The sequence below is a fragment of the Paenibacillus sp. MMO-177 genome (assembly GCF_037147795.1).
In the GTDB taxonomy this organism is placed as follows: Bacteria; Bacillota; Bacilli; order Paenibacillales; family Paenibacillaceae; genus Pristimantibacillus.
Window position 1 is genome coordinate 610,049 of record NZ_JBBCUR010000003.1, and the last position, 24,651, is coordinate 634,699.

23 protein-coding genes and 1 other annotated feature are annotated in these 24,651 nt (G+C 51.4%); of the genes, 5 read left to right on the plus strand and 18 right to left on the minus strand.

The window, feature by feature from the left end; genetic code table 11:
• Positions 1–40: 40 nt before the first annotated feature.
• From WFK81_RS14155 to WFK81_RS14165, 3 genes are all read right to left on the minus strand, one after another.
• On the minus strand, positions 41–571 hold the full coding sequence (locus WFK81_RS14155; RefSeq protein WP_336787044.1) for a deoxycytidylate deaminase: 531 nt from the start codon (positions 569–571) through the stop codon (positions 41–43).
• 108 nt (positions 572–679) lie between these two features.
• Positions 680–1,981, minus strand: coding sequence for a homocysteine synthase (locus WFK81_RS14160; protein ID WP_336787045.1), 1,302 nt, complete (start codon positions 1,979–1,981; stop codon positions 680–682).
• A 155-nt stretch (positions 1,982–2,136) separates the two neighbouring features.
• On the minus strand, positions 2,137–2,658 hold the full coding sequence (locus WFK81_RS14165) for a ComEA family DNA-binding protein (RefSeq protein ID WP_336787046.1): 522 nt from the start codon (positions 2,656–2,658) through the stop codon (positions 2,137–2,139).
• A 109-nt stretch (positions 2,659–2,767) separates the two neighbouring features.
• On the opposite strand from WFK81_RS14165, the gene comER reads away from it, so the two are divergent.
• Positions 2,768–3,607, plus strand: a complete 840-nt coding sequence (comER, locus tag WFK81_RS14170; RefSeq protein ID WP_336787047.1) for a late competence protein ComER — start codon at positions 2,768–2,770, stop codon at positions 3,605–3,607.
• 48 nt (positions 3,608–3,655) lie between these two features.
• Here comER and leuS read toward each other — a convergent pair whose 3' ends face one another.
• The 4 genes from leuS to WFK81_RS14190 form a co-directional block, all read right to left on the minus strand.
• On the minus strand, positions 3,656–6,091 hold the full coding sequence (gene leuS / locus WFK81_RS14175; protein WP_336787048.1) for a leucine--tRNA ligase: 2,436 nt from the start codon (positions 6,089–6,091) through the stop codon (positions 3,656–3,658).
• Between the two features lie 75 nt (positions 6,092–6,166).
• Positions 6,167–6,382: a binding site (T-box leader), on the minus strand.
• A gap of 75 nt (positions 6,383–6,457) precedes the next feature.
• Positions 6,458–6,901 (minus strand): DUF350 domain-containing protein, encoded by a 444-nt coding sequence (locus tag WFK81_RS14180; RefSeq protein ID WP_336787049.1) that lies wholly within the window; start codon positions 6,899–6,901, stop codon positions 6,458–6,460.
• Positions 6,902–6,915: 14 nt separating this feature from the next.
• Entirely contained in the window at positions 6,916–8,160 is a 1,245-nt protein-coding gene (locus WFK81_RS14185) for a glutathionylspermidine synthase family protein (RefSeq protein WP_336787050.1), read from the minus strand.
• A gap of 3 nt (positions 8,161–8,163) precedes the next feature.
• On the minus strand, positions 8,164–8,490 hold the full coding sequence (locus WFK81_RS14190) for an aminotransferase yhxA (protein WP_336787051.1): 327 nt from the start codon (positions 8,488–8,490) through the stop codon (positions 8,164–8,166).
• Between the two features lie 133 nt (positions 8,491–8,623).
• Between WFK81_RS14190 and WFK81_RS14195 the strand changes: the two genes are divergently transcribed.
• On the plus strand, positions 8,624–9,079 hold the full coding sequence (locus tag WFK81_RS14195; RefSeq protein ID WP_336787052.1) for an RNA helicase: 456 nt from the start codon (positions 8,624–8,626) through the stop codon (positions 9,077–9,079).
• A 12-nt stretch (positions 9,080–9,091) separates the two neighbouring features.
• Here WFK81_RS14195 and arsC read toward each other — a convergent pair whose 3' ends face one another.
• The 4 genes from arsC to WFK81_RS14215 form a co-directional block, all read right to left on the minus strand.
• Positions 9,092–9,520 (minus strand): arsenate reductase (thioredoxin), encoded by a 429-nt coding sequence (gene arsC / locus WFK81_RS14200; RefSeq protein WP_336787053.1) that lies wholly within the window; start codon positions 9,518–9,520, stop codon positions 9,092–9,094.
• 19 nt (positions 9,521–9,539) lie between these two features.
• Positions 9,540–10,952, minus strand: coding sequence for an arsenic transporter (locus tag WFK81_RS14205; protein WP_336787054.1), 1,413 nt, complete (start codon positions 10,950–10,952; stop codon positions 9,540–9,542).
• 77 nt (positions 10,953–11,029) lie between these two features.
• Complete coding sequence (locus WFK81_RS14210; RefSeq protein ID WP_336787055.1) at positions 11,030–11,488, minus strand: MarR family winged helix-turn-helix transcriptional regulator; 459 nt, start codon at positions 11,486–11,488, stop codon at positions 11,030–11,032.
• A gap of 62 nt (positions 11,489–11,550) precedes the next feature.
• Positions 11,551–12,282 carry an alpha/beta fold hydrolase gene (locus tag WFK81_RS14215; protein ID WP_336787056.1) on the minus strand — a complete coding sequence of 244 codons (732 nt, stop codon included), beginning with the start codon at positions 12,280–12,282 and terminating at the stop codon, positions 11,551–11,553.
• A 137-nt stretch (positions 12,283–12,419) separates the two neighbouring features.
• Here WFK81_RS14215 and WFK81_RS14220 point away from each other — a divergent pair, with 137 nt between their 5' ends.
• On the plus strand, positions 12,420–14,348 hold the full coding sequence (locus WFK81_RS14220; protein WP_336787324.1) for an ATP-binding protein: 1,929 nt from the start codon (positions 12,420–12,422) through the stop codon (positions 14,346–14,348).
• 49 nt (positions 14,349–14,397) lie between these two features.
• On the opposite strand, the gene WFK81_RS14225 is transcribed toward WFK81_RS14220, so the two are convergent.
• From WFK81_RS14225 to WFK81_RS14255, 7 genes are all read right to left on the minus strand, one after another.
• The gene (locus WFK81_RS14225; protein ID WP_336787057.1) at positions 14,398–14,607 is read right to left on the minus strand and encodes a DUF5316 family protein; all 210 of its coding nucleotides are present in this window, start codon (positions 14,605–14,607) and stop codon (positions 14,398–14,400) included.
• 322 nt (positions 14,608–14,929) lie between these two features.
• Entirely contained in the window at positions 14,930–15,139 is a 210-nt protein-coding gene (locus tag WFK81_RS14230; RefSeq protein WP_336787058.1) for a hypothetical protein, read from the minus strand.
• Between the two features lie 162 nt (positions 15,140–15,301).
• Positions 15,302–15,814, minus strand: coding sequence for a molybdopterin-guanine dinucleotide biosynthesis protein B (gene mobB, locus WFK81_RS14235; RefSeq protein ID WP_336787059.1), 513 nt, complete (start codon positions 15,812–15,814; stop codon positions 15,302–15,304).
• Between the two features lie 2 nt (positions 15,815–15,816).
• Entirely contained in the window at positions 15,817–16,419 is a 603-nt protein-coding gene (gene mobA, locus WFK81_RS14240; protein ID WP_336787060.1) for a molybdenum cofactor guanylyltransferase, read from the minus strand.
• Positions 16,416–18,578, minus strand: coding sequence for an assimilatory nitrate reductase catalytic subunit NasC (gene nasC / locus WFK81_RS14245; RefSeq protein WP_336787061.1), 2,163 nt, complete (start codon positions 18,576–18,578; stop codon positions 16,416–16,418). Before nasC ends, mobA begins: the two co-directional genes overlap by 4 nt.
• Positions 18,563–20,599 (minus strand): nitrite reductase large subunit NirB, encoded by a 2,037-nt coding sequence (gene nirB, locus WFK81_RS14250; protein ID WP_336787062.1) that lies wholly within the window; start codon positions 20,597–20,599, stop codon positions 18,563–18,565. Before nirB ends, nasC begins: the two co-directional genes overlap by 16 nt.
• Entirely contained in the window at positions 20,596–21,900 is a 1,305-nt protein-coding gene (locus WFK81_RS14255; protein ID WP_336787063.1) for a molybdopterin molybdotransferase MoeA, read from the minus strand. Before WFK81_RS14255 ends, nirB begins: the two co-directional genes overlap by 4 nt.
• 448 nt (positions 21,901–22,348) lie before the next feature.
• Between WFK81_RS14255 and WFK81_RS14260 the strand changes: the two genes are divergently transcribed.
• Positions 22,349–23,563 carry a nitrate/nitrite transporter gene (locus WFK81_RS14260; RefSeq protein WP_336787064.1) on the plus strand — a complete coding sequence of 405 codons (1,215 nt, stop codon included), beginning with the start codon at positions 22,349–22,351 and terminating at the stop codon, positions 23,561–23,563.
• Positions 23,564–23,661: 98 nt separating this feature from the next.
• On the plus strand, positions 23,662–24,651 hold the full coding sequence (locus WFK81_RS14265) for a lipoate--protein ligase (RefSeq protein WP_336787065.1): 990 nt from the start codon (positions 23,662–23,664) through the stop codon (positions 24,649–24,651).

Sequence of the window (24,651 nt, forward strand, 5' to 3'; positions counted from 1 at the left end):
ACAGATGCATACAGAGGTTCTTCCCCATTCGCTTATTTAGTTAAGATGTGACCTTCATGCTCGCCTGCGGCGGCGGCTCGTAATCCGCAAGCGAACGGAATACAATCCCTTTCTGGCTCATGAGCAGGCTTACCTTGTCACTATCCTTCGGATAACCGCGATGGAACACAATTTCCTTCACGCCGCTGTTCGCCAGCATGTTGGCGCAGGTCCAGCAAGGCTGATCGGTTACGTATACCGTTGATCCTTCCCGGTCGGCGCGGTCCGTAAAGAGAAGCAGATTCTGCTCCGCGTGAATCGTGCGGATGCAGCGCTGTTTTTTGACCATTTGCTCCTGGCCGTCATCGGCGATTCTAGTCTCCCACTCTTCCGTAATCATGCAGCCTGCTTCGGAGCAGTCCTGCACGCCCATCGGAGCGCCGTTATAGGCGGTTCCCAGCAACTTCTTGCCCTGCACAAGGACCGATCCGACATGACGGCGGGGACAACGCGAGCGTGTCGACACCATATAGGCGATATCCATAAAATAAGTATCCCAGTCTTTGCGTGAAGCATCCTGTGCTTCTGACATATCTTCCACTCCTTTTCCTTTTGCCCGGACAGCTTCCGTCAGATGCCTTCATGGAGGTCATCTGACGGATCTGCCTCTATCTAGATGTATAAAGATTATATGGATATATTAGTTCGATTGACTTGCGCGCAACGCTTGATCCAGATCAGCCAAAATGTCTTTAATGCCTTCCGTGCCGATCGACAGACGGATCAGCCCGGCCGTTACGCCTGCCGCTTCCTGCTCCGCAGCCGACAGCTGCTGGTGGGTTGTGCTTGCAGGATGGATGATAAGCGACTTCGAATCGCCGACGTTAGCCAAATGCGAGAACAGCTTCACGGAATTGATAACCTTCTTGCCGGCATCCACGCCGCCTTTAATGCCAAAGGTCAAGATGGCGCCTTGGCCGTCCGGCAAATATTTCTTAGCAAGCTCATAAGAAGGATGGCTCTCGAGACCCGGATAGCTTACCCATTCCACCGCTTCATGCGACTCCAGGAATTGAGCCACCTTCAGTGCATTGGAGCTGTGGCGCTCCATCCGCAGATGCAGGGTTTCGAGACCTTGCAGCAGCAGGAACGAATTAAACGGCGACAGGGCAGCGCCCATATCACGCAATAATTGTACTCTAGCTTTAATGATATAAGCAATTGGACCAACCGCATCCGTGTACACAACGCCATGATAGCTAGGATCCGGAGTAGTCAGACCCGGGAATTTGCCGCTTGCTTTCCAGTCGAAACGGCCGCCGTCCACGATAACGCCGCCGATCGATGTTCCGTGTCCGCCAATGAATTTAGTCGCGGAATGAACCACGATATCCGCGCCGTGCTCAATCGGACGGAGCAGATAAGGGCTTGGGAACGTATTGTCCACGATAAGCGGAATACCGTTCTCGTGAGCGATAGCCGCTACGGCCTCGATATCAAGGATATCTCCCTTCGGATTGCCTACCGTTTCCGCATACAAAGCTTTTGTGCGTTCCGTAATGGCCGCGCGGAAATTTTCGGGATTCGACGGATCTACGAACTTGACTTGAATGCCAAGCTTAGGCAGGGTTGTCGAGAACAGATTGTATGTACCGCCGTACAGGCTGGTTGCCGATACAATCTCGTCCCCCGCTCCCGCGATATTCATAATCGAGTACGTAATTGCCGCTTGTCCGGACGCTACGGCGAGTGCGGCAGGCGCTCCTTCCAGCTCGGCGACACGCTTCTCGAATACATCCGTTGTCGGGTTCATCAAGCGGGTATAAATGTTGCCGAATTCCTGAAGCGAGAACAGGTTCGCCGCATGATCCGTATCGCGGAAGCCGTAAGAGGTCGTCTGGTAAATCGGAACCGCACGGGAAAAAGTAGTCGGGTCAATCTCCTGTCCGCCATGGACAGCCAATGTGTCGAGCGAACGCTTGTTTTGTTCTTGATTCGTCATGTGCAACAACTCCTTGGTATATGGGATGGACATGCTTCAACCACTTCAAAGCAAACGGCTCGGTTTTGGTTGTCCAATGGAATCGAACTTAGTGCCCGAATATGGTCATATAGGCCTGGGAAAACCTCCCTGCACCTTGTCCCATTCTCTCATAATCATGGCGATGCGACAATGCTATCTTTTATTCCGGCAAGCAGCTTGCTGCCTATCCCCTTCACTCTAAGAAGATCATCCACCGACGTAAACAAGCCATTCTGCTCACGGTCGGCGATTATGGCCTGCGCTTTAGCCGGTCCGATCCCTTTCAGCGTATCCAGCTGCTCGGCTGTTGCCCGGTTAATATCAAGCTTGCCTGACGGAATTTCTTCCTTCCCTGCAGCCTCCCCGGCATTAGCCTCCGCCATAACGCTTCCCGTATGGGCCTCCGGCACCTTCACTTCGCTGTCCTTCGTTGTTCCGGGCAGCTCCGCCTTTTGCTTCCCCGCTTCCGGTTCTCCCTGCAGCTGCAGAACAGCGTCGACCTCCCGGTTCAGCTGTACCCAGTCAACCGGCGCTTTCTCCTTTGGCTGCGCAAAGGCTGCCGCTAACAATACGACTGCAGCCGCGACAAGAAATAAGGGAACCATAAATCTGCTTCTATTCGAATTCGTTCGACGTCCTTGCAGTAGACGGTCCATTACCAACACTCCTTCCATCCAAAAAAAGGGGATTTTTAGCATTTTCATGTCATATAAGGCAAGTCTTGAGGAATAGGTTAAAAGAGCAAATCTGTTGGGAGGGCTGAGCATGAATGTCGGATTCATTGGGACGGGCGCGATGGGTAGCCTGCTGATCGAAGCCTTCGTCGCATCTGGAGCACTCGACCCGTGTCAGATCGTAATCAGCAACCGCACCTACGCCAAAGCCCAGGCGCTTGCTGAACGATATCCCGGAATGAGAGCCGAGCGTTCGAATGCAAGCACCGCAAGCGTTAGCGACATTTTGTTTTTATGCGTCAAACCGCTTGAATATAAGAAAGTGATTGATGAGCTTCTGCCGGTCCTGCGGCCGGAGCAGCTTCTTATATCCATAACAAGCCCGGTATTGATCGGGCATCTGGAAGAGCTTTTGCCCTGTAAAATCGCAAAGGTGATTCCAAGCGTCACTAACCTCGTCTGGAGCGGCGCTACCTTATGCATTTACGGCTCCCGCATTACGGAAGATGACCAGACTCTTATTGAAGATATGCTTGCCTTCATCAGCGAGCCGCTTCCGATCGAAGAGCCTTACACTCGGATCGTATCCGATCTCTCCAGCTGCGGACCCGCCTTTTTCGCCAATCTGGTCGAACAGTTCGTTGATGCGGCCGTATGCGAAACGGGCATCAGCCGCGAGGATGCGGTCAGCGTTGCAAGCAACATGCTGCTAGGCACGGGACTTTTGCTGACGGAGGGCGGATTATCTCCGGAAGATATACAGAAGAGAGTAGCCGTTCCCGGAGGGATTACGGCCCAAGCCCTGCAGCTGCTGAATCGCGAGCTTGACGGCACCTTCAACCGGCTGATCCGGACGACGCATAAAAAATTCGACGAAGACGTCGCCAAATTAAATACCGCTTTCTACGGCGAAGAGGTGAACGGACAGTAGCGCATTTTGCGCTGCTGGACCGCTCACCTCTTCTTTTTTGCCTGCTGTTTAGTTCGCTACGATGTTCACGAGCTTGCCCTTAACAACGACCATTTTGCGGATCGTTTTGCCTTCTATCAGTTCTTTCACTTTATCCATGTCCTTGGCGAGGCTTTCCATCTCTGCTTCTGCCGTATCAGCAGCAATGGATACGCGCTCGATAATTTTACCGTTCACTTGCACGACGATTTCAACTTCATCGTCCACGGTCAATGCTTCTTCGTACGAAGGCCATTGCTCGTAAGTGATGGTGCCTGTTCCGCCCAGCTTTTCCCACAGCTCTTCCGCGATATGCGGAGCCAGCGGGGACAGCATTTGCAGGAAGTTCTTCATTGCCTCAACCGGCAGAACATCCGTTTTGTAAGCTTCGTTAACGAAAATCATCAACTGGCTGATTGCGGTGTTAAAGCGCAGGTTCTCGAAATCATCGGTTACCTTCTTGATGGAACGGTGCCAGGTTTGCTTGAACGCTTTTGTTGTTTCGCCGTTGTTTGTGATTTTCGCGTTTACGCTGCCGTCTTCGCTGACGAACAAGCGCCATACGCGGCTCAAGAAGCGATATGTGCCTTCAACGCCGTTGGTGTTCCATGGCTTTGTCGCTTCCAGAGGTCCCATGAACATTTCGTACATGCGGAGCGTATCCGCGCCGAATTCGTTCACGATATCATCCGGGTTAATGACGTTGCCGCGCGATTTGGACATTTTCTCGTTGTTCGTGCCGAGAATCATGCCCTGGTTAACCAGCTTGTGGAACGGCTCTTTCGTATTTACGACGCCAAGATCGTACAGCACCTTGTGCCAGAATCGGGCATAGAGCAAGTGAAGCACCGCATGCTCCGCGCCGCCGATGTACAGGTCAACCGGCAGCCATTCCTTCTGCTTCTCCGGCGAGCAAATTTCGTTCTCGTTCTTCGGATCGATGAAGCGCAGGTAATACCAGCAGCTTCCAGCCCATTGCGGCATGGTGTTTGTCTCGCGGCGAGCTTTCATGCCTGTTTCCGGATCAACCGTATTTACCCACTCCGTAACGTTCGCAAGCGGAGATTCGCCCGTTCCGGATGGCTTGATCGCATCCACGTCCGGCAATACCAGCGGAAGCTGGTCAACAGGCACCGGCTTCATTGTGCCGTCTTCCAGATGCAGAATCGGAATCGGCTCGCCCCAATAGCGCTGGCGGCTGAACAGCCAGTCGCGCAGACGGTAAGTGACTTTGCCGCGGCCTTTGCCCGAGCCTTCCAGATGCTCGATCATCGTTTTGATCGCGTCTTCGTTGTTCAGACCGTTCAGGAAATCGGAATTGACATGAGGGCCGTCGCCCGCATATGCCTCTTTCGTTACATCGCCGCCTTGAACGACTTCAAGAATTGGCAGATCGAACTGCTTCGCAAACTCCCAGTCGCGGGTATCATGGCCCGGTACCGCCATAATGGCGCCTGTTCCGTAACCGGCAAGCACGTAGTCGGCAATCCAGATCGGCGTCTTCGCGCCATTAACGGGGTTGATCGCGTAAGCGCCTGTGAATACGCCTGTTTTATCCTTCGCAAGGTCGGTACGCTCCAGGTCGCTCTTGCGAGCGGCTGCTTCCTTGTACGCTTCAACCGCTTCGGCTTGGTCAGCCGTCGTGATTTGGGCAACCAGCTCATGCTCGGGAGCCAGTACGCAGTAAGTTGCGCCAAACAGCGTATCCGGACGCGTCGTAAATACAACAAGCGATGCGTCATGACCGTCAATGGCGAAGGTTACTTCGGCGCCGGTCGATTTGCCGATCCAGTTGCGCTGCATGTCTTTGATGCTTTCCGACCAGTCGAGCTCTTCCAGGTCCTCGAGCAAGCGCTCGGCGTATTCCGTAATTTTCAGCATCCATTGGCGCATCGGCTTGCGGATAACCGGATGGCCGCCGCGTTCGCTGAGGCCATCGATCACTTCTTCGTTCGCCAGAACGGTACCCAGCGCAGGACACCAGTTAACCGGTACTTCCGCTACATATGCAAGGCCTTTATTATACAATTGGATAAAGATCCATTGCGTCCATTTATAGTAATCCGGATCCGTTGTGCTGAATTCGCGGTCCCAGTCGTACGAGAAGCCCAGCGATTTGATCTGGCGGCGGAAATTGTTGATGTTCTCCACCGTGATCTCGCGCGGATGGCGACCCGTTTGCAGAGCGTATTGCTCTGCCGGCAGACCAAACGCGTCCCAGCCCATCGGATGAAGAACGTTGTAACCGCGCATCCGTTTGTAACGGGATACGATGTCCGTAGCCGTGTAGCCTTCCGGGTGACCTACGTGGAGGCCCGCGCCGGATGGATACGGGAACATATCAAGGGCGTAGAATTTTTTCTTGCCCGGATCTTCCGTCGTTGCGAATGTTTTATTCTCATCCCAATACTTCTGCCATTTCGGCTCTACCGCAAGCGGGTTGTAGCCTTGAAATTCCTGACTCATCATCATTTCCTCCTAAAAAGTGTGCACGCGAGCGCATCACAAACATAAAAAAACTCCCGCCCCCAGCGTATTATCGCTAGGGACGAGAGATTATTCCCGTGGTACCACCCTAGTTAACGTCCGGCATGCTTTGCCTTCCGTTCACTCATTGCCTTTAACGCAGGCTAATCGTTGCGCTGGTAACGCAAAGCTCCGAGGCGAGATTCATATCGCTGCAGGTCCGGCTTGCACCATCCGCCGGCTCTCTTAGCCTTGCTCCGCGACATTACTGCTCCTCATCAACGCCATTAAGTATAGAAAAACATGGTTAGACCCGATTATACCGCCAAGAAGGCCGCATGTCAAGATATGCCGGTAGTTGCCAAGCTATCCGAGCAAATCCGGATTATACGTGAGGCATCCGGCAATAATCATGCCAACGCTGCATGAAATAAGCAGAATAAGAATACCTACGGCGATGTTATTTTGCTCAATGGCTTTAAAGATGGTCACATTCACCTTGAGCCCTTTGCCAAGCAGATAAGTAATCAGCTCCGTCAAGTAGTAGAGGATAACTAGCGCAACGATCCCGATTACGCCCCATAGCAGCATATCGGAGAGCGATACCGAGTTTTCCGCAGCCGCGCGTATAACGATGGCCAGACCGGCCAGCCTGCCGCCAAGCGACAAGGCCGCCGACGCATTCCCTTTGAATATGAGGGCAAATTCCTTATTTTTGGTGGTGAATTCGAACAAGAGAAGCCCTGCTATCATAATCGCAAAGCCTGTCAATGAATAAAGCAAGAAATCCACATATAAATTACCGTCCATTCCAAATTAGCTCCTTACTCTGATTTAGTAATGCCAACCGGCAAGAAATAAGATAAATTATCCGTAATCGGGCTGCCGATCCGAATGCCTATGGCACCCGCTTTTCCTCCGACCAGAAAGCTTCCGAACATGTACGAGCCCTCACGCTCTCCCTTTTCCGTCCGGAATTTGGCGGTTGGCAGCTCTGCGTATTCCTGATAGACCGGAAGGTAATGAGCGTAGGAGTTATGACTATCCTCCACCGCTATCGTACCGTCGCCATCGAAAATTTTCACCGTATCCCCTTCGCGCCCAAAAGCCGGTTTCATTACGTATTTCGTCCGCCCTTGAAGAAAGCGGTCCGGCTCCAGATAGGTCGGAAGAAAATGCTCCCCGATCCAACCCTGCTCTTCTTCGGTAAAGAAAGGACTCCTTTCTTCATGCAAGCCCCAAATAATAGCCTGGACCGCCTTGGATTGGAGAAGGAACGCAGACGGCGGATTAATGACCGCGAGCTTCTTTTGTTCGATGAGCTCCAGCAGCCATAGTCCGATCGGATTCCCATCTTCGTCTTCATCCTCAATAAAATTTTCTACCGGGAAGGTCTGGCGGTACAGAACGTGAATGCGATTGCCCTCCCCGTCATACAACCCGATATGCCGGATAATTTGAAGCTGGTCAAGCGGAACAAAGGCCGAAGGCAACGGCAGTAAGCTCTGCAGGTAAAGAGCCGTCTTGGCGTCTTCCACGTTATCTCCATGCGCCGTAAACGCAACATGAGGAGCAATCAGATCGTCCCCGAGATATTCCAGACTTTCGATAACCGCTTTCTCGACCGCAAACGCAAGCTGCTTCTCAAAGCCCTTATTCGGGTTATAGCGGTCAAAAGCTTCGCAGACCAGGCCATTCACCTGATGGAGCTCCTTGATAAAGGTGGGAGTATCCGAATTGATCTCCATGCATTTGAACGTCTCCCCTGCCTTCACCAAATCCAGTCTGGCGATAACGCTCTCGACCGATAAGCTCCTCATTCTTGCGTAAGACAAGGTCTCGCGCGGAAAACCAAGCATCAGCAATGTTTCGTCATCGACGGTGCGAAGCAATTGGGCGGTCTTGTAAAAAATATGGCCGATTCGGTTCGTCGATTCGCGAATCCTATGAACCTCTTCCTTCGTTATATCGTATAGGTCATAGAGGGAATACTCCTCGCCGTACAAATCTGCCCAATAATTTTCAATTCCGGAATAAAACGCGCTTCTCTTCTCGGCGAAATCCTTCACGGCCTAGCCTCCGCTAATGGAGCTGCCTTTGCCAAAGCCGGAGCTCGTTTTGCTGGAAACGCTGGATTTATAAGCAGAATATGCGCTGCTTTTCTGCAAGGCCGACCGGGACGAATAATAGCTGTTCCCATAGTAATAATTCCGGTAATAGGAGGAGCTGGAATCGTCGCAGCGGTATACGCCGTTTTTGCTGTCCCACTCCCAGTCCCTGCATTGGCTGTCCGTCGGTTGAGCGGTCCTCGGATAAGCCGTCGATTGACCGCAGCCTGCCAGGGCGGCAGCCATCGCAACGGCAGAGACGCCAAGCATTGCTTTTTGTGTTAAGTTCATAGACTAATATCCTCCAAGCTTCATAGTTCCTATAAAGTTATATCATATTTTAATAGGAATACAGCAGGAAAAGTTAATGTTTCCATAAAATGATGGTATGATAATGAAATCATTTTGATTCGGAGTGAGAAAGATGAATAAATTAACGTATTTTATCGATAAAGGTTTTAACCAATATGAGCCGTTGATGGAGTACCCTTCCGATCATGTCGGGATCGACGAGATGTATGCCCGTCAATTATGCACCTACCTGATTGCAAACGGAGTTCAATACGAGTTAACGTCGAACGAAATGCAGCAAAACGAAGAGATGCTGATCGTCAAGCGAATCGGGCCGAACGAAAAATACGGAGACGAATCGAACTACCGGGGACGCGGCATTTATATCGAATTCAGGAAGCCTAACGAACGGGGACGCAAGCTCGCCGAAATCCGCAGCGCCAACCATTATGAGGTCATCCGCTATTTGCTGAAGGATATCGCAGACGTTCCGGGCTATGGTCCGATGTTTACGACATCTACCGAAATTGACGAAGACCGGGGCTGTTACGTGGTTTACGTCCGCGGCGTGAACGAGCCGGAGGATTAAAAAAAAGCTGCCTTAACGGCAGCTTTCATCTACAAATTGTTTAATCCGGTCATGAATGGCATCCCTCACGGCACGGAACTGAGCCATGATTTCCTCCTCGGTGCCGGCAGCTTTTGCCGGGTCGTCAAATCCCCAATGCCGCTTGATGACATTCTCATTCGAGATGACCGGACAATGCTCGTCAGCATGTCCGCATAAGGTAATGACGTAATCGGCCTGATTCAATAATTCGGCATTAATCACATCGGAGGTATTAGCCGAAATATCCACTCCAGCCTCCTTCATCGCTTGCACCGCCCTTCGATTTAGTCCATGCGCTTCCAAACCTGCGCTGTATACCTCAAATTTGTCTCCGCCCAGTAACTTCATGAACCCGTCAGCCATCTGACTTCTGCACGAGTTGCCCGTACATAAGAAATAAACAATAGGTTTTGCTGTCATCCATATCCTCCTGTCATGGCTATGCCATTTGTTTTTCCGTTTCTTGTTTTTTGCCGGATTTCAGCCTAAAGAAGAAGGCGAAGGCAACACCAGCTGCCAATAGGAGACCCACAATCGCAAAGCCAACATACACACTAAACGAATGAATAAAGGCAAGCCAGATATATAGACCGGCAAGCGTAATAAACAAGGTCGGAACGGTTAATACGAAGCCTGCTTTCATATAAGAGCCCCATGAAATCTTCACGTCCTTCTTCGCGAGAACATGAAGCCATAACAAAGTGGCCAGCGAACCGATTGGCGTCATCTTTGGACCCAGATTGCATCCAATCACATTCGCGTAAACCAACGCTTCCCGGATCGCGCCTGCCGTAGCTGTCCCCTTGATCGCCAAGGAATCAATCATTACCGTTGGCATGTTGTTCATTACGGAGGATAAGATCGCCGACAGGAAGCCCATACCCATCGTTGCGGCAAAAAGTCCATGGTCGGCAATGGCTTGAATGATGTTCCCAAGCGCATCCGTAAGTCCCGCGTTTCGCAGCCCGTAGACGACGACATACATGCCAATCGAAAACACAACAACGGTCCATGGAGCTTCCTTCAACACCTTCTTGGTCTGAATCGCCGGGCTCCGGCGGGCGAACAGCAAGAAGACCAAAGACACGGCCCCCGTAATGATCGATACCGGCACATGAATAAATTCGCTGGCCAGATAGGCAACAAACAGAATCGCCAACAAAATCCAGGACAAGCGGAACAGCTTGAGATCTTTAATCGCTTCTCTTGGTTCCTTCACCTCGCGGACATCGTAATCCGCGGGAATGCTTTTCCGGTAAAAAAGATACAGCACAAGAAGGCTTGCGCCAAGCGAGAAGAGGTTCGGGATGATCATCCGGCTGGCATATTCCACGAAACCCGCTCCGAAATAATCGGCCGAAACGATATTAACCAGATTGCTTATAATGAGAGGCAGCGACGTCGTGTCCGATATAAAGCCCCCGGCCATAATAAACGGCAGAATCATTTTACTGTCGAACTTAAGCGCCCTGACCATGGCGAGCACAATTGGCGTAAGGATAAGCGCCGCTCCGTCATTGGCGAAAAAGGCCGATACCGCTGCGCCAAGCACAATGACGTATACAAACATTCTTCTGCCGTTTCCTTTGGCTAGACGGGCCATATGAAGGGCTGCCCACTCAAAGAAACCAATTGCGTCAAGGATCAGCGAGTTCAGGATAATGGCGATAAAAGCAATCGTTGCATTCCATACAATGCCGGTTACGGTTCCTACATCCGCAAAGCTGACAACGCCAAAAAGCAACGCCAATACAGCACCGCCCGCGGCAGACCAGCCAATACCAAGCCCTTTCGGCTGCCAAATAACAAACGTTAACGTAATCAAAAAAAGAATAATTGCTATAAATGCCACTTGTCGTTCCCCGCTTTAGTTCATATCGATAAGGTTAATAATTGCAAATTGCAACTATTATCCAAAAATAAACTCCTCTATAGAGGAGGTAAACAGCAATGGGGACTTTGACCCATCGCATCGTTTAATAGTTGAAGGCTTTCTAACACCTGCCTTTTTTTATCTTCCGGCACATACTGAAAAATGCTTAGGATATAATCCTCCATCGTTTCCGCAATAGCCTCCTGCCGCTCATGTCCCTTTGCCGTCAAGGTCAAGGTAACGTACCGGCGGTCCTTCGGATCCGGTTCACGGCTCAGCAATTCAAGCTCAACCAACTGCTGCACCTGCCTGCTTAACGTGCTTGCTTCCACGCAGAGCACATCCGCCAGCTCATTCAACGATAGATTCGGACGCTTGTACAGCTCATGCAGAATATGGCTTTGAATAACGGAAATCCCGAATCCCTGGGCTCCGTCCTTCTGCTGCAGCCCAAATCTTCTAACGACGTTTTGCAGTATTTCGCGTACATCCACGTATTGCGGCAATTGTTTCATTCCTGCATCACCCGCCAATAGTTATAACATACAATAGTTGCAATCAGCAATTACTTTTTTCCTCACTCCTTACCTCCGTCCTGTTCATTAACAAACTGGACGATATCCGCGTAAAACAACGCTTTGTCTTCGCCTTTCAGCGCATGGCCCGATCGGGCGTACTCTTTCACGTTGACCGCCTCGCTCATCCGAATGTACTTGGCAAGGTCCTCTTCCGTAATCAAAGAACCCTCCAACTGTCCTCTTGCCACCATAATCGGCATCCGTAACGGATGGTCGAGCTGGGTTTGTACAGACTCCCGTTGTATCCCCCATACAGCGGCTGTCCGTATATTGGAAGTCCGGTTATAGGGAATCAGATATTGATGGATATAATCCTCCGCCCAGCCGGCCGGCATCGCCCGGTGTTCGGGCGGATAATCGCCAATGATTAAGGAGCATACTTCGCTTGGGTAGGCAAGGGCATATTGCAGCGCATAGGATACCCCTCTCGAATAAGCAAACAGATGAAACCTATTCATTCCGGCCTCTCTCACGACGGATTCCAGATCGGTCATATGGTCCTTCAGATCGTAACCAGCCTTAGGGGTACCGCTTTTCCCTCTTCCGCGGAAAGATATAAGCATACACCTTCTTGGTGCCGCCGCTTCCATAAAATCCAGATATTCTTCCGCCGTTTCCGATAATCCCGGACAGACTACAATCGGAACCAACCTTTCATCCGCTTTGTCTCTTGAATCGTAATAATGAATGCTGACCTCGCCATTACGCGCGTAATACTCGCTTACCGCCATGCTCCACACCGCCCCCGTCTCTTTTAAATGGCTTCATTATAGCACTTAAGAAATATACTTTGTTGGTTCATATTGATTTTTGTCGAATTAGCAAGTATGGTAAAAGATGACAGAAATTTCAACTGTAGGTGACGGAAATGAGATCAACCATTCTTATGATTACAGGCATTATCGTGCTGATTATATGCTCGGTCTATCGGATTCAACATGTCTCTTCCATAAAAGAGACCAAGCAAAATATTTCCGTCATTAAGGAATGGGACTATCAATGGCTGTACAAGCCTGATGAGTCCTATCAACCCTCATGGATCGCGGAAGGCAACCCCCATAAGTGGCAGCATGCCGATACGGATCGGCCTATGCAGAAGCGCGCAGCCGGCGCCGATGCCCTTCTTCTCCGCATTACCCTTCCTTCCCTGGAGTGGAATACGCCGGGAATATGGATGAAACGCGTTTACGGGACTGCTGTCAGCGTAGCTCTCGAACATCAGGACGGCCTTCTCTACAACCTGGAAAGATCGTATCCTTACGATGTGAACTATTTGCTCCTACCTCTATCAAATGAGACAAAGGGAAATAACCTGCTGATCCTGCTTCATTTATCCGATGAAAGACAATCGCTGGAGCCGGCAATTGTCGTCGGCGACTACAATCAGATGCTGCCCGAATACGAACGTTATGGATTGATCGAATTGGTCTATGGCGGTTCGTTTATGTTTATTGCCTTAATCATGATGACTTGTCTATTCTTTCTTAAACGCGAGCAAATTGTATTATGGATGTCTTTATGCCTGATCATCCTTTGCCTTGGCGAGATCACTCTTGCCTACTCTCCGGCTTTGTACCACCATTACTATGCTTACGGCAAGCCGTTTCTGGAAATGTTTGATCTTGCCCTTTTCCTGCTCACTCCCGCCCTTTCCGTGTTTTTCGAGCAAACCCTTGGACCCGGGATTTATGGCATTATAAAAAAATTCAGAATGGTGCTTATTCCGGCTACGGTACTTGTGATTGTGTTATGGGCGCTTGGCAAAACCATCGTTCCCGGAATAAGCCTTAGCCTTTTGCAAGTTGTGCCGCTTACCGTTATTGCCGCCGTTCAATTCCTCATTCTGACTATACATGCGATTGGTTATGCCTGGAAGGGAAACCGCGATGCGATTCTCATTTCCGTTGGTTACTCCGTCTTCTGCAGCGTATTTATTTCCGAGATCATTATCTATTTCAAGGATGAGACTTATCATCTTATCTATTGGAAATGGGGATTGCTTGTCTTCATTCTGTCCCTCATTGCCGTGATGGGCAGGCAATTCTCGCGTAACCACGATCAGCTGCTCAAATATTCCAAGGAGCTGGAGATGTTCAACCGGGAAATACAGCGCGCGGAGAAAATGGAGCTGATCAGCCATCTGGCAGCATCAATCGCGCATGAGGTCCGAAATCCGCTCCAAGTAACCCGCGGATTCATTCAATTGGTAGGAGAAAAAGCCGTAGACAAGGAGAAGCAGTTCCTGCAGCTGGCCGTGCAGGAGCTGGATCGCGCGTCCAGCATCATCACCGAGTTCTTGACGTTCGCGAAGCCTCATCTGGAAGACGTCAGGACCTTGAATATTTCGGAAGAGCTGAATCAGATCCAGGATATTATTTCGCCGCTGGCCGCGATGCAAAGCACGAACCTCGAAGTGCTTGCGGAGTCCGACCTTTACGTGCTCGGCAGCGCCGAAAAATTCAAACAGGCGATTATAAATATGATCAAGAACAGCCTGGAGGCGATATCCAGCTTTGACGGCAACGTCTCCATCCAGGCGAGCAAAGAAGAAAATAACGTTATCATCCGGGTGATCGATAACGGCGAAGGGATTGATCCTGAGAAGCTGGACAAGCTTGGCGAGCCCTATTTCTCCAATAAATCCAAAGGAACAGGCCTTGGACTCATGGTCACCTTCAGGATCATCGAAGCCATGGGGGGCACGATTCGCTTCATCAGCACGAAAAACGTAGGAACAGAAGCCGTCATCCGCCTTCCGGCTATTTCGAATGAATCGCCAGAGAGCCATAAGTTATAAAGCTGGGCGCAAAAAAAGCGCCCGTTTCCGTAAACGGAACACTTTTGATTTAATCCAGCCAGTTAATCAGTCCGGCAATGGCTAAGCTGATCACAGCCAGAACAAACGACCATGTTGCAACCTTGTTTCTTATTCTTCTGTCCGACGGCTGCCCGGCATTAAAATTCCTTCTTTGCTGCTCGGGCGTTGTCCAGGCTCCCAAAGCAACCCCGGAAATCAAAATAAATGCGCAGCCGATATAAATGAATAACTGAAACATATGCGCACCTCCAATTTGTTGTTGCCTTCATAAGTATTGTATAGAAAAAATTATACTTTTTTAGATTTAGGCTATGTTAAATCAACCGTTAGCGAAATAATCTATCGAATAGTCCATTCCCTTGTTAACCAATTTTTCGCTTCGTCCATACTCGAAAAGTAGTCAGATTTACTACTTAAATTTAATTCTTTGCTGAAAGAGCGTAATGTTTTACTCGCTCTTTTCGAACCCCCCACAAAAGCTATTTTTCTTATATGATCACTTGATCTTATAAGACTCTCAATAATGAGAGTAGCCACTTCCTCGGTAACCACTGTATCCTCTAAATGATAAAGACATAACCTGACCTGGAAGGTTTCCCAATCAATTGTTCTGTAGCAAATATCTTTTCTTGAAGAAGTTTAAACTGGTCACCAAAATTATCCAAAGTTGCGATCCATATTTCAGCTCCATTATGAGGTAACAAAAACGATGGTCTAAGGTCTGGAACTCTAACAGGAACTTGTTTCTTCCAAAAATTCATCCATCGCATATTTAACCTCCTGTTTATTGAAACGATAATCCACATTTTACCATGGATAATTGTACAATGACATTAAGGGGTATTTGTGAGATCGTTGAACGTTTCAGCAAGTTTCTTCAATTCCTTTAAACAGTGTTTAACATAGCCTATATTTAAAAAAGACAGTCCCGTTCAGGACCGCCCTCTCAAACCTGCTATCTGTATATGATCTCCTATCCCTTGCACATCGTCTATTTCGAATTGCTCGGCTCCTGCCGGGATGACGTCATCCTGCAGTCTATATCCCGGCCAGACCGCTACTGCCGTAATACCTTTCAGTTCGCCCAGCAGCCGTTCATCTTCCGCCCCTCTCACGATAACAAGCTTTGGATACGACTCCGTCTTAAAACCTTCAACCAGTACAAAAGCATCTGCCGGCGCTTCCCCAATCAGCCCCCTAAGCTCGGAAGGTTCTTCTTTCACAATAGCCGTCCGTGCCGCGGACGTGATGGCCGACCAGACCGCACCGGAGGAACGGTGCCGGGCGGTATCCGTATGTGCCGGCTCCGCCTGGAATTCGTGGCCGTCATGCTTGACGGTTGCGACTCTGACGCCACGGGACGCCAAATAATCGATCAGCCGGCACACAAGAGTTGTTTTGCCCGTATTCTTGAAACCCGCAATCTGATATACGGCCGCTGCCAAAGCTACACCCCCTTTTGTAATTTCGCTTCCTCGTACTGCTCGGGAGTATTGATATTATCAACAAAGCTAAGTGCAATGCCGGCCGCATGAAATTCCTTCTCTGGAACGCGGACATAATTAATCCGTCTCAGAAATCCCTTCATGCTGCAGTCACCTTCCTGAAGACACCGTTCTGCCTGTTCCAGACACTCCGCTCGGTAAATAGCATGCAGCGGGTGAACCTGTCCATTAACTTCAGGCACGGCAGCCAGACTGCCGCTCTCTTCCATCTGTTGCCGCAAATAAGCGGCGGCCGTATCCGATACAAAAGGCATATCGCAAGCGGATACCCACAGCGTGGAATAACAATTGTATTCAAATGCCGTATGAAGCGCAGCAAGCGGACCTTGGCCGGGCATCGTATCGATCAGGCATGGCAGCTTCAGGCCGGAGAGAAGCTTAGCCTGATCCTCCGACGCGACAACGGCCGTCACGCTGCCGCATAACGGCAGCATATTGTCACGGGCACGCTCGATCATAAACCGCCCGCCAATCGGCAGGAGCGCCTTCATTAATCCGCCCATTCGCCTGCCTTGGCCACCGGCCAAGATGATACCGCCCATCATTCCTTGATCAGTCCCTTCTCCTGCTCTTCCCGCAAATACTCGGCCAGCGGCCGGACCTTTACCGCGCTTGTCTTGAAATCGGGCATCCGGCAATTCGGATCCAGCAGGGCATTGGTTGCCCGGTTCACATTCTGGGCATCTCCCCAATGCATCGGGATAAATAACGTATCCTCGCGAATGTCCGAAGTCACCTTCGCGCGGACGATAACCGTTCCCCTGCTGGATTGCACGCTGGCCAGCACGCCATCCTCAAGCCGGTATTTCCGCGCTGTCAGCGGATGAATCTCCAGTATATTCTCCACCTCGCGGGCAGCCAGAACGGGACTTCTTCGCGTCTGCACTCCCGTCAGGTAATGGGACAGCATGCGGCCGTTTGTCATGTAAAGCGGATACTCTTCGGTAGGCTGCTCCGCCGGAGATTGACTATCTACGGTTTGGAATACGGCGAGCCCATCCTGATGGGCAAAGCGTTCTCCGAACAAACGCGGAGTTCCCGGATGGTCAAGAGAAGGGCATGGCCAATAGATCCCTTCTTCCTTGCGGAGCCTCTCGTACGTAATGCCGTAATAATCCGCAATGCCGCCGCGGCTGGCAATCCGCAGCTCGTTAAAGATATCCTCGGGCTGACGGAAAGCGAAATATTTCTCTTTGCCAAGCCAATAAGCCAGATCGCATAAGATCTGCCAATCATGACGCGCTTCGCCCGGAGCAGGACGGCCTGCCGAACGCAGCAGAACCCGACCCTCCAGGTTCGTCATCGTCCCTTCGTTCTCGAGATAAGCGGTGACCGGCAGCACGATATCGGCCAGCTTTGCGGTCTCCGATAGAAACATATCCGCAACAACAAGGAATTCCAACCGTTCCAGCGCTTCTTCCACGAGAATAGCGTTCGGGTTCGATACAATCGGATTGGAGCCCATCACGAACAGCCCTTTTATATCCCGGCTATGAACAAGCTCCATCATCTCGTACGCGGATACCCCTTTGCCCGGAAGCTCTTCCGGTTCAATTCCCCAAACGCTGGCTATATAAGCCCGGTCCTCCGGATTTTCAATTAATCGGTATCCAGGAAGCTGGTCTGCCTTCTGTCCATGCTCGCGTCCGCCCTGTCCGTTCCCTTGTCCGGTTACCGCGCCGTAGCCGCAGCCTTCCTTGCCGACTTTGCCCGTAGCCAGAACCAGGTTAAGAAAATTTCTTACAGCCATATGGCCATCGGCATGCTGCTCGACGCCGCGGGCTGTAAAGACCATTCCCGTGCGCGCTTTGCCAAAGCTGATTGCCGCTTTGCGGATCAGATCTATGCTTACGCCGGTTATATCCGCTATTCCTTCAAGATCAAGCGAATCCACATGCTCCTTCACCTCGGCAAAGCCTTTTGTTCTGTTCTTGATGAAGCCCTCATCGATCAGCTTCTCGTCAAAAATAACCTTCAGCATGCCATTCACCAGCGCCGCATCCATACCGGGCTTCACCTGCAGATGGAGATCGGCAATGGAGGCTGTGGCCGATACTCTTGGATCAATAACGATGAGGATCGCCCCGTTATCTTTTGCTCTCGTAAAATACGGCATCAGCGTCGGCTGGCATTCCGCAATGTTGGTCCCCGCCAAAATAATGCATTTGGCTAACGGAATGTCCGACAGCTTGTTGGTCAGGCCGCGGTCGATGCCGAAGGTTTTTACGCCGGCCGACGCCGCAGCCGACATGCAAAATCTGCCGTTATAATCGATATATTTGGTCTGCAGGGCGACCCTCGCGAACTTGCCGAGCAAATAAGCCGACTCGTTCGTAAGCGAACCTCCGCCGTACAGACCAACCGTATGGGCGCCATGCTCCGCTTGCAGCCCGGACAGCCGGCTGCTGACAGCCTCGAGCGCTTCTTCCCACGTCACCTGCGTCAGCTTGCCGTTTTTGCGCATCATCGGATGAAGCAGCCTTTCTCTGCTCACCGCATGCTGATGGGCGTTCATACCCTTCACGCATAACCTGCCTTCCGAGGCTTTATTCGGGATCGCCGTTACCTGATAGGTTGGCCGACGTCCCGAACGGTCCTCCGTAACCTCCATCTTGCATTGCACGCTGCAGAAGGGACATTGCGTGGCCATCACTTGCCTGGCCTGCTCCTCCGAGAATGTCATTGTTTCTATGTGCCGATCCATACCATCCCCGCCCTTTCCGCCGCCTGCCAACGGCTGAGTAAATCTTCTTGCTCTCCGCGATCCAGCAGCTTCTCCCTAAGCGGCTGGATGCCTATTCGTTCAAGCCATTTCCAAGGGCGCTCCCCGTAATAAGCCGACTCCCGGTACCACTGAACGCAGGCTGCTGCCAGCCGCAAGGCTAGCTCCTCCTCCGCTTCAACCGCAAGCAGCTGCGCTTGCTTGACCGGATGCTCCGAATGCCCTCCGACATAGACCTCCCAACCTGCAGGTACGGCAGCAAGCCCAAAATCCCGGACCAGAACGTCCGAGGGCTTCAAATAATGAGCAGACCGCTCGGTTTGCACCGGATACGGCAGATGAAGCTCCCGCGTATTCCATGAAAACTCCTTAAGCTCGATGTCGAAGGACGGGCTTGATGTCCTTCTTGATTCCTGAACCAGCCCCATATAATAAGAAAGGGCTCCGCGGCAAACGACACAGCCGTCAGCCTTGCTCCAGCCGAGCTTTTCTCTTGCCTGCGCTGCGTTTGCATATTCCCGCTTCGCAATCTCTGCTTTTACTTCTTCATGCCCGAGCTCGGTACAGCCGCAGATTGGCACCGCCTTCTTGATGGCGCCTCCCGCTCCCGCCAGCACGCTTGCCAGCACCGCGCCAACGAGCTGCTTGCAGCCGCCGCACGATCCAGACGCTTTTGTCTTATCCCGGATCTGCTCGACCGTCTGCAAATCATCCTCCTGAATAGCGCATACGATAGTTCCTTTGATTACGCCGTTGCACGAGCATACGGTCTGGTGATCGGCCATCGCGATAACGGCCTCATCGGCACCTCCGGATGCCCCATCGGCCTTCTCAAGGAGTACCTCCGCATCCGTTTTCTTCTTCAAATAATCCAGCAGCTTCATTCCTTCGGAACTGTCGCCATACAATACGGCACCGGCTATTTTGCCGTTTCTGACGGTTACCTTCTTGTAAGTGCCCTGAAGACCGTTATATTGCTGCAGCGCCACCTCGACATCGCCTTGAATATCTCCTGCCGAGAATACGTCCACCCCGGACACCTTCAGCATGGAATAAGGAATGGAGCCTTTGTACGGCACGGTGTCCGTATCTGTAAGTACTTTGGCCAGTACTTTTCCCTGCTCGTATAACGGCGCGACCAATCCGTATACCGTCCCGTTATGTTCCGCGCATTCTCCAATGGCATAGATATGAGGCATGTTGGTCTGCATGTAATCATCAACGAGAATAGCCCGGTTCGTAGCAATTCCGCTATTATTGGCTATCTCGATGTTGGGACTGATCCCGACGGCCAAGACAATAAGGTCCGCCGCAAGCTTGGTGCCGTCGCTGAACAACAGCCCTTCCGCCCGTTTGCGGCCTATAATTTTCTCCGTCCGTTTCTCCATCCAGAACCTCATGCCCTGCTGCGAGAGCTCCCGCTTCAGCATATCGGCCGACATCGTGTCCAGCTGCCTGTTCATCAAATAGGAGGCATTATGGACGACATGCACCTCCATGCCCAGGTTAAGCAGGCCGCGTGCGGCTTCCAGCCCCAGCAGGCCGCCTCCGATAACCGCTGCTCTCCGGTAGGATTCCGAAGCTTCGATCATCGTCTCGCAATCCTTAATATTACGAAAGGCTGTTACGCCAGATTTATGAATGCCCGAAATGGAAGGAACAAACGCCGAAGATCCCGTCGCCAATATCAGTTCATCGTAAGGAATCGTCTTGCCCGATTCGAGATAAATGCTTTTGCCGACCGCGTCAACCCGTACGGCCTTCTCGCCCAGCAGCAGCCGGATCCCCCGTTCCTTGTACCAGGCGAAGTCATTGATCGTAATGTCCGAGATGGACGTATCTCCTTGAAGCACCTTCGACAGCATAATCCGATTGTAGTTCGGATGCGGCTCATCCCCGATAATCGTGATTTCGAAGGCTCCGGGCGATAACCGGTAAATCTCCTCTACGCATCTTACGCCTGCCATTCCATTGCCGATTACCGCTAGTTTCCTTGTCGTCACAACGTTAATCCTCCGTTTGCCATATGCGTTAATAATAGAAAGGAAACGATCTCCCCTTTCGCCGCGCCTCTCCCGCCCGCCGGGATTACGGCAATGGCGTTTGCTTCGGCGAATGCGGCAATATTGCCCGATTTATCGTTGGGCATCGGTGAAATCCGCCATACTCCAAGCTCCATTGCGGCTATGGAGCGAATATATCTTGAATAAGGGCAGGGCTTGCCGACCGAATCCTCCAGTTTCCCTTTGAGCCATTGATTGCGGTAATTTTTCATTCCCTTTAACCACTGCACGGCCGGCTTCACCAGCAGCTCAAGACCGGAATAGCAAGCGGACGGATTACCCGACAGCCCTAACAGCAGGCAATCCCCATTCTTAAAAGCAGAGGTTGGCGTTCCGGGTCTCATCAGAACCTTTGTAAATAACGGCTCAAAGCCGGCGCTTGCAGCGGACCGCTCAACGTAATCGTGATCGCCGACCGATATCCCGCCTGTCGTAATGACCACTTCCGCCTGCTCCGCGGCAAGCCTGATTTCATTAGCCAGAATCGCGGGATGATCCGGGACCGGCTTCCGCCGAGTGACTTGCGCTCCAAGCTGCTTCAGAAAAGAATAAACAACAAGACCGTTAGCGTCATAAATCCGATTCGCGGAAAGCGCCGTACCCGGCTCCTGTAGCTCATCGCCAACCGGCAGAACTACGATCCGAGGCTTTGCATGCACAACCGCTTCCGCCTGCCCGTAAGAGGCTAGCACCGCCATTTCCTTTGCCCCGATCACGGTTCCTTTCACAAGAATCAGCATGCCTGGAGCAAGATCCTCTCCGGCTTCCGCGATATGCCGGCCAACCGGATGCGGACGGTCGATGCCAATCCATAAGGGCTTACCGTCCTCTCCGTTAATGGGGGTAACCACTTCCTGCATGACTACGGTATCGTAACGGTGCGGCACGGGCGCGCCCGTAAAGATCCGCACGGCATCCCTATCATTTACTGGCCGGTCTGCGGTACACTCCTGAGCCCATTCCTTGGATGTACCCGCCTTAACCTCCGCGATTACTCTAAGCATGACCTCATGGCCTGGACCGGCGCCAAGCAAAGTTTGCGAGCGTACGGCATACCCGTCCATAGCAGCCCGACGAAACGGAGGCATCGGGAACGGCGTAAAGAAATCTTCCGCCAGCACTCTGCCCACGCAATCCTCCAAGGGCAGCTTCTCCGTTCGAACAGGGAATACTCCCTCACACAAATGACGAATCGCTTCTTCTACGGATACAACAAGCTGCTGCTTCTGCAAGGTAGTCATTCAGGCTTTCCTCCCACCGCACAAAATGAACATAAAAAGCCCGTTCCTTATATAAATAAGGAAGCGGGCTCCGTTGCCAAGGTCGACAGCACATCGTTGTGCTGAACATTTGTTTTGAGCATAATAGAAGTTTACTGACATGTCAATATAAGTGACGCAAAAATATCGACTTCTGCCTTATTTTATGGATATTATAAATTTTGGTGTTATGTTTATTGACATACATTTGACAATTCACCTATAATTCGAATTGGGTTCACAATGATGTGACCGTACGATCCGGTGGGTACAATGCTGTACCGCCTTCGGCAAAGAGGCCGCTTCTGTCCGCAAGGGCAGTTTGCGGCCTTTTTTTAATTTTGAAATGAAACGAAAATCAGACTCGCGCCCCGGGAACGCGCGTCTGCAAACAGAAAAAAAGAAATATATCCATTGGAGGGAATTGGTTATGAGTAACCCTACGTCGTTCTGGAAAAGCGGTCATAAGCCTTCATTATTTAGCGCATTTATGTATTTCGATATCAGCTTTATGATTTGGGTGCTGATTGGACCGCTTAGCGTCGTTATTATTGGAGATTACGATATGACACCGGTTCAAAAAGCCAACCTTGTCGCCCTGCCGGTGCTTGGCGGCTCCATTCTCCGCCTGGTGTTCGGCTTCCTTACCGACTATATCGGACCAAAGAGAACTGGGCAGCTCGGTATGCTGCTTACGATGATCCCTCTTGTATGGGGCTGGAAATTCGTTGATTCCCTGTCGGATCTGCATATCGTTGCTCTCATGCTGGGTGTCGCAGGCGCATCCTTTGCCGCGGCGCTTCCGCTTGCAAGCCGCTGGTATCCGCCGCAATATCAAGGTCTCGCCATGGGAATCGCCGGCGCGGGCAACAGCGGAACGGTCTTCTCCACCTTGTTCGCCAACCGGATCGCCCAGCATTTCGGCAGCTGGGAAGTCGTTTTTGGCCTCGCGCTTATTCCAATCGCAATCGCCTTTATCGTCTTTACGATCTTCGCGAAAGACAGCCCGAACCAGCCCGCTCCAAAAAAACTGTCCCAATACGCAAAAGTATTAAAGCAGCGCGACACCTGGCTTTTCTGCATTATGTACAGCGTTACGTTTGGCGGCTTTGTTGGCCTCTCGAACTACCTGACGATCTTCTTCAATGCGCAATACGGCTTGTCTCCCGTCAGAGCAGCGGATTTCACGACTCTATGCGTCATCGCCGGAAGCTTCTTCCGTCCGATCGGCGGATACTTGTCCGATAAGCTTGGCGGCATTAAGGTTCTGATGATTTTGTATACGGGTGCGGCTGTCATGCTAGCTTCCATCTCGAGTCTTCCGCCGCTTTATCTCGTGATTGGTCTGTTATTCGCAGGCATGATGTGCCTAGGCGCCGGCAACGGCTCCGTATTCCAGCTCGTGCCGCAGCGCTTCGGTGACGAGATTGGACTTGTGACCGGAATCGTAGGCGCAGCGGGCGGCCTTGGCGGTTACGCTCTTCCGCTCATTCTCGGTAATCTGTATCAATCCACCGGCTCCTACACGCCAGGCTTCCTCATTTTGTGCGGCATTGCCCTGCTAAGCGTCATTATGCTGGCGATTGCCCAGCTGGACTGGAAGAAAACCTGGATCGGGGAAGGCGGCAAGGCCCGCAGCGTGTGAGATGCGGTGACCGAATATTTTGTCCGCTCCCGCATGAAAAATCTTTCCGTGAGGGTTATAATGGGAGCAGGACTGAATATGGAAGAGGAGAATTACGCATGCGGTTTATCGACAATCACAATATCACGGACCCGACGCTGAATTTGGCGCTCGAGGAATATATTTTACGTTCGCTGCCGGAAGACGAATATTTGTTGTTCTACATTAACGAGCCTTCTATCATTATCGGCAAGAACCAGAATACGGTTGAAGAAATTAACGCCGACTATGTAAATGAGAATGGCATCCATGTGGTGCGCAGGCTGTCGGGAGGCGGCGCGGTCTATCATGATCTCGGGAACCTCAGCTTCAGCTTCATCATGAAGGATGACGGCAAGTCGTTCCACAACTTCAAGAAGTTCACGGAGCCCGTTGTTCGCGCATTGCGTAAGCTTGGCGTAGACGCGGAGCTGTCGGGACGCAACGACCTTCAGGTAGGCGAACGCAAAATTTCCGGCAACGCCCAATTTGCTACCAAAGGAAAAATGTTCAGCCACGGCACTCTCCTGTTTGATTCGGAGATTGAGAATGTCGTTTCCGCGCTTAAGGTTAATGCGGAGAAATACGTCTCCAAAGCAACCAAATCCATTCGGAGCCGCGTCGCGAACATTTCGGAATTTCTGAAAGAACCGATGACCATTCAGGAATTGAGACAGTATTTGCTGGAGTCTATATTCGAAGGCGAGCCGGAAATTCCGGTCTACGAGCTGACCGAAGAGGACTGGGCGAATGTCCGAAAGCTGGCTGACGAGCGTTACCGCAGCTGGGACTGGAATTACGGACGCTCCCCTGCGTTTAACGTCCGTCAGACAAAGCGAATCGAAGGCGCGGGCACCTATGACATACGCCTGCAGGTGGAAGAAGGCAAAATCGTGGACGCAGCCGTATTCGGCGACTTCTTCGGCAGAGGGGAGACAAGCGAAGTGACTTCGAAGCTGATCGGCACGCGTTACGACGCGGAATCTCTCGGCAAGCTGCTGGATGAAGTCGACGTGAACTTCTACTTCGGCCCCATTACGAAGGAGCAGCTGCTCTCGCTTATGCTGTAA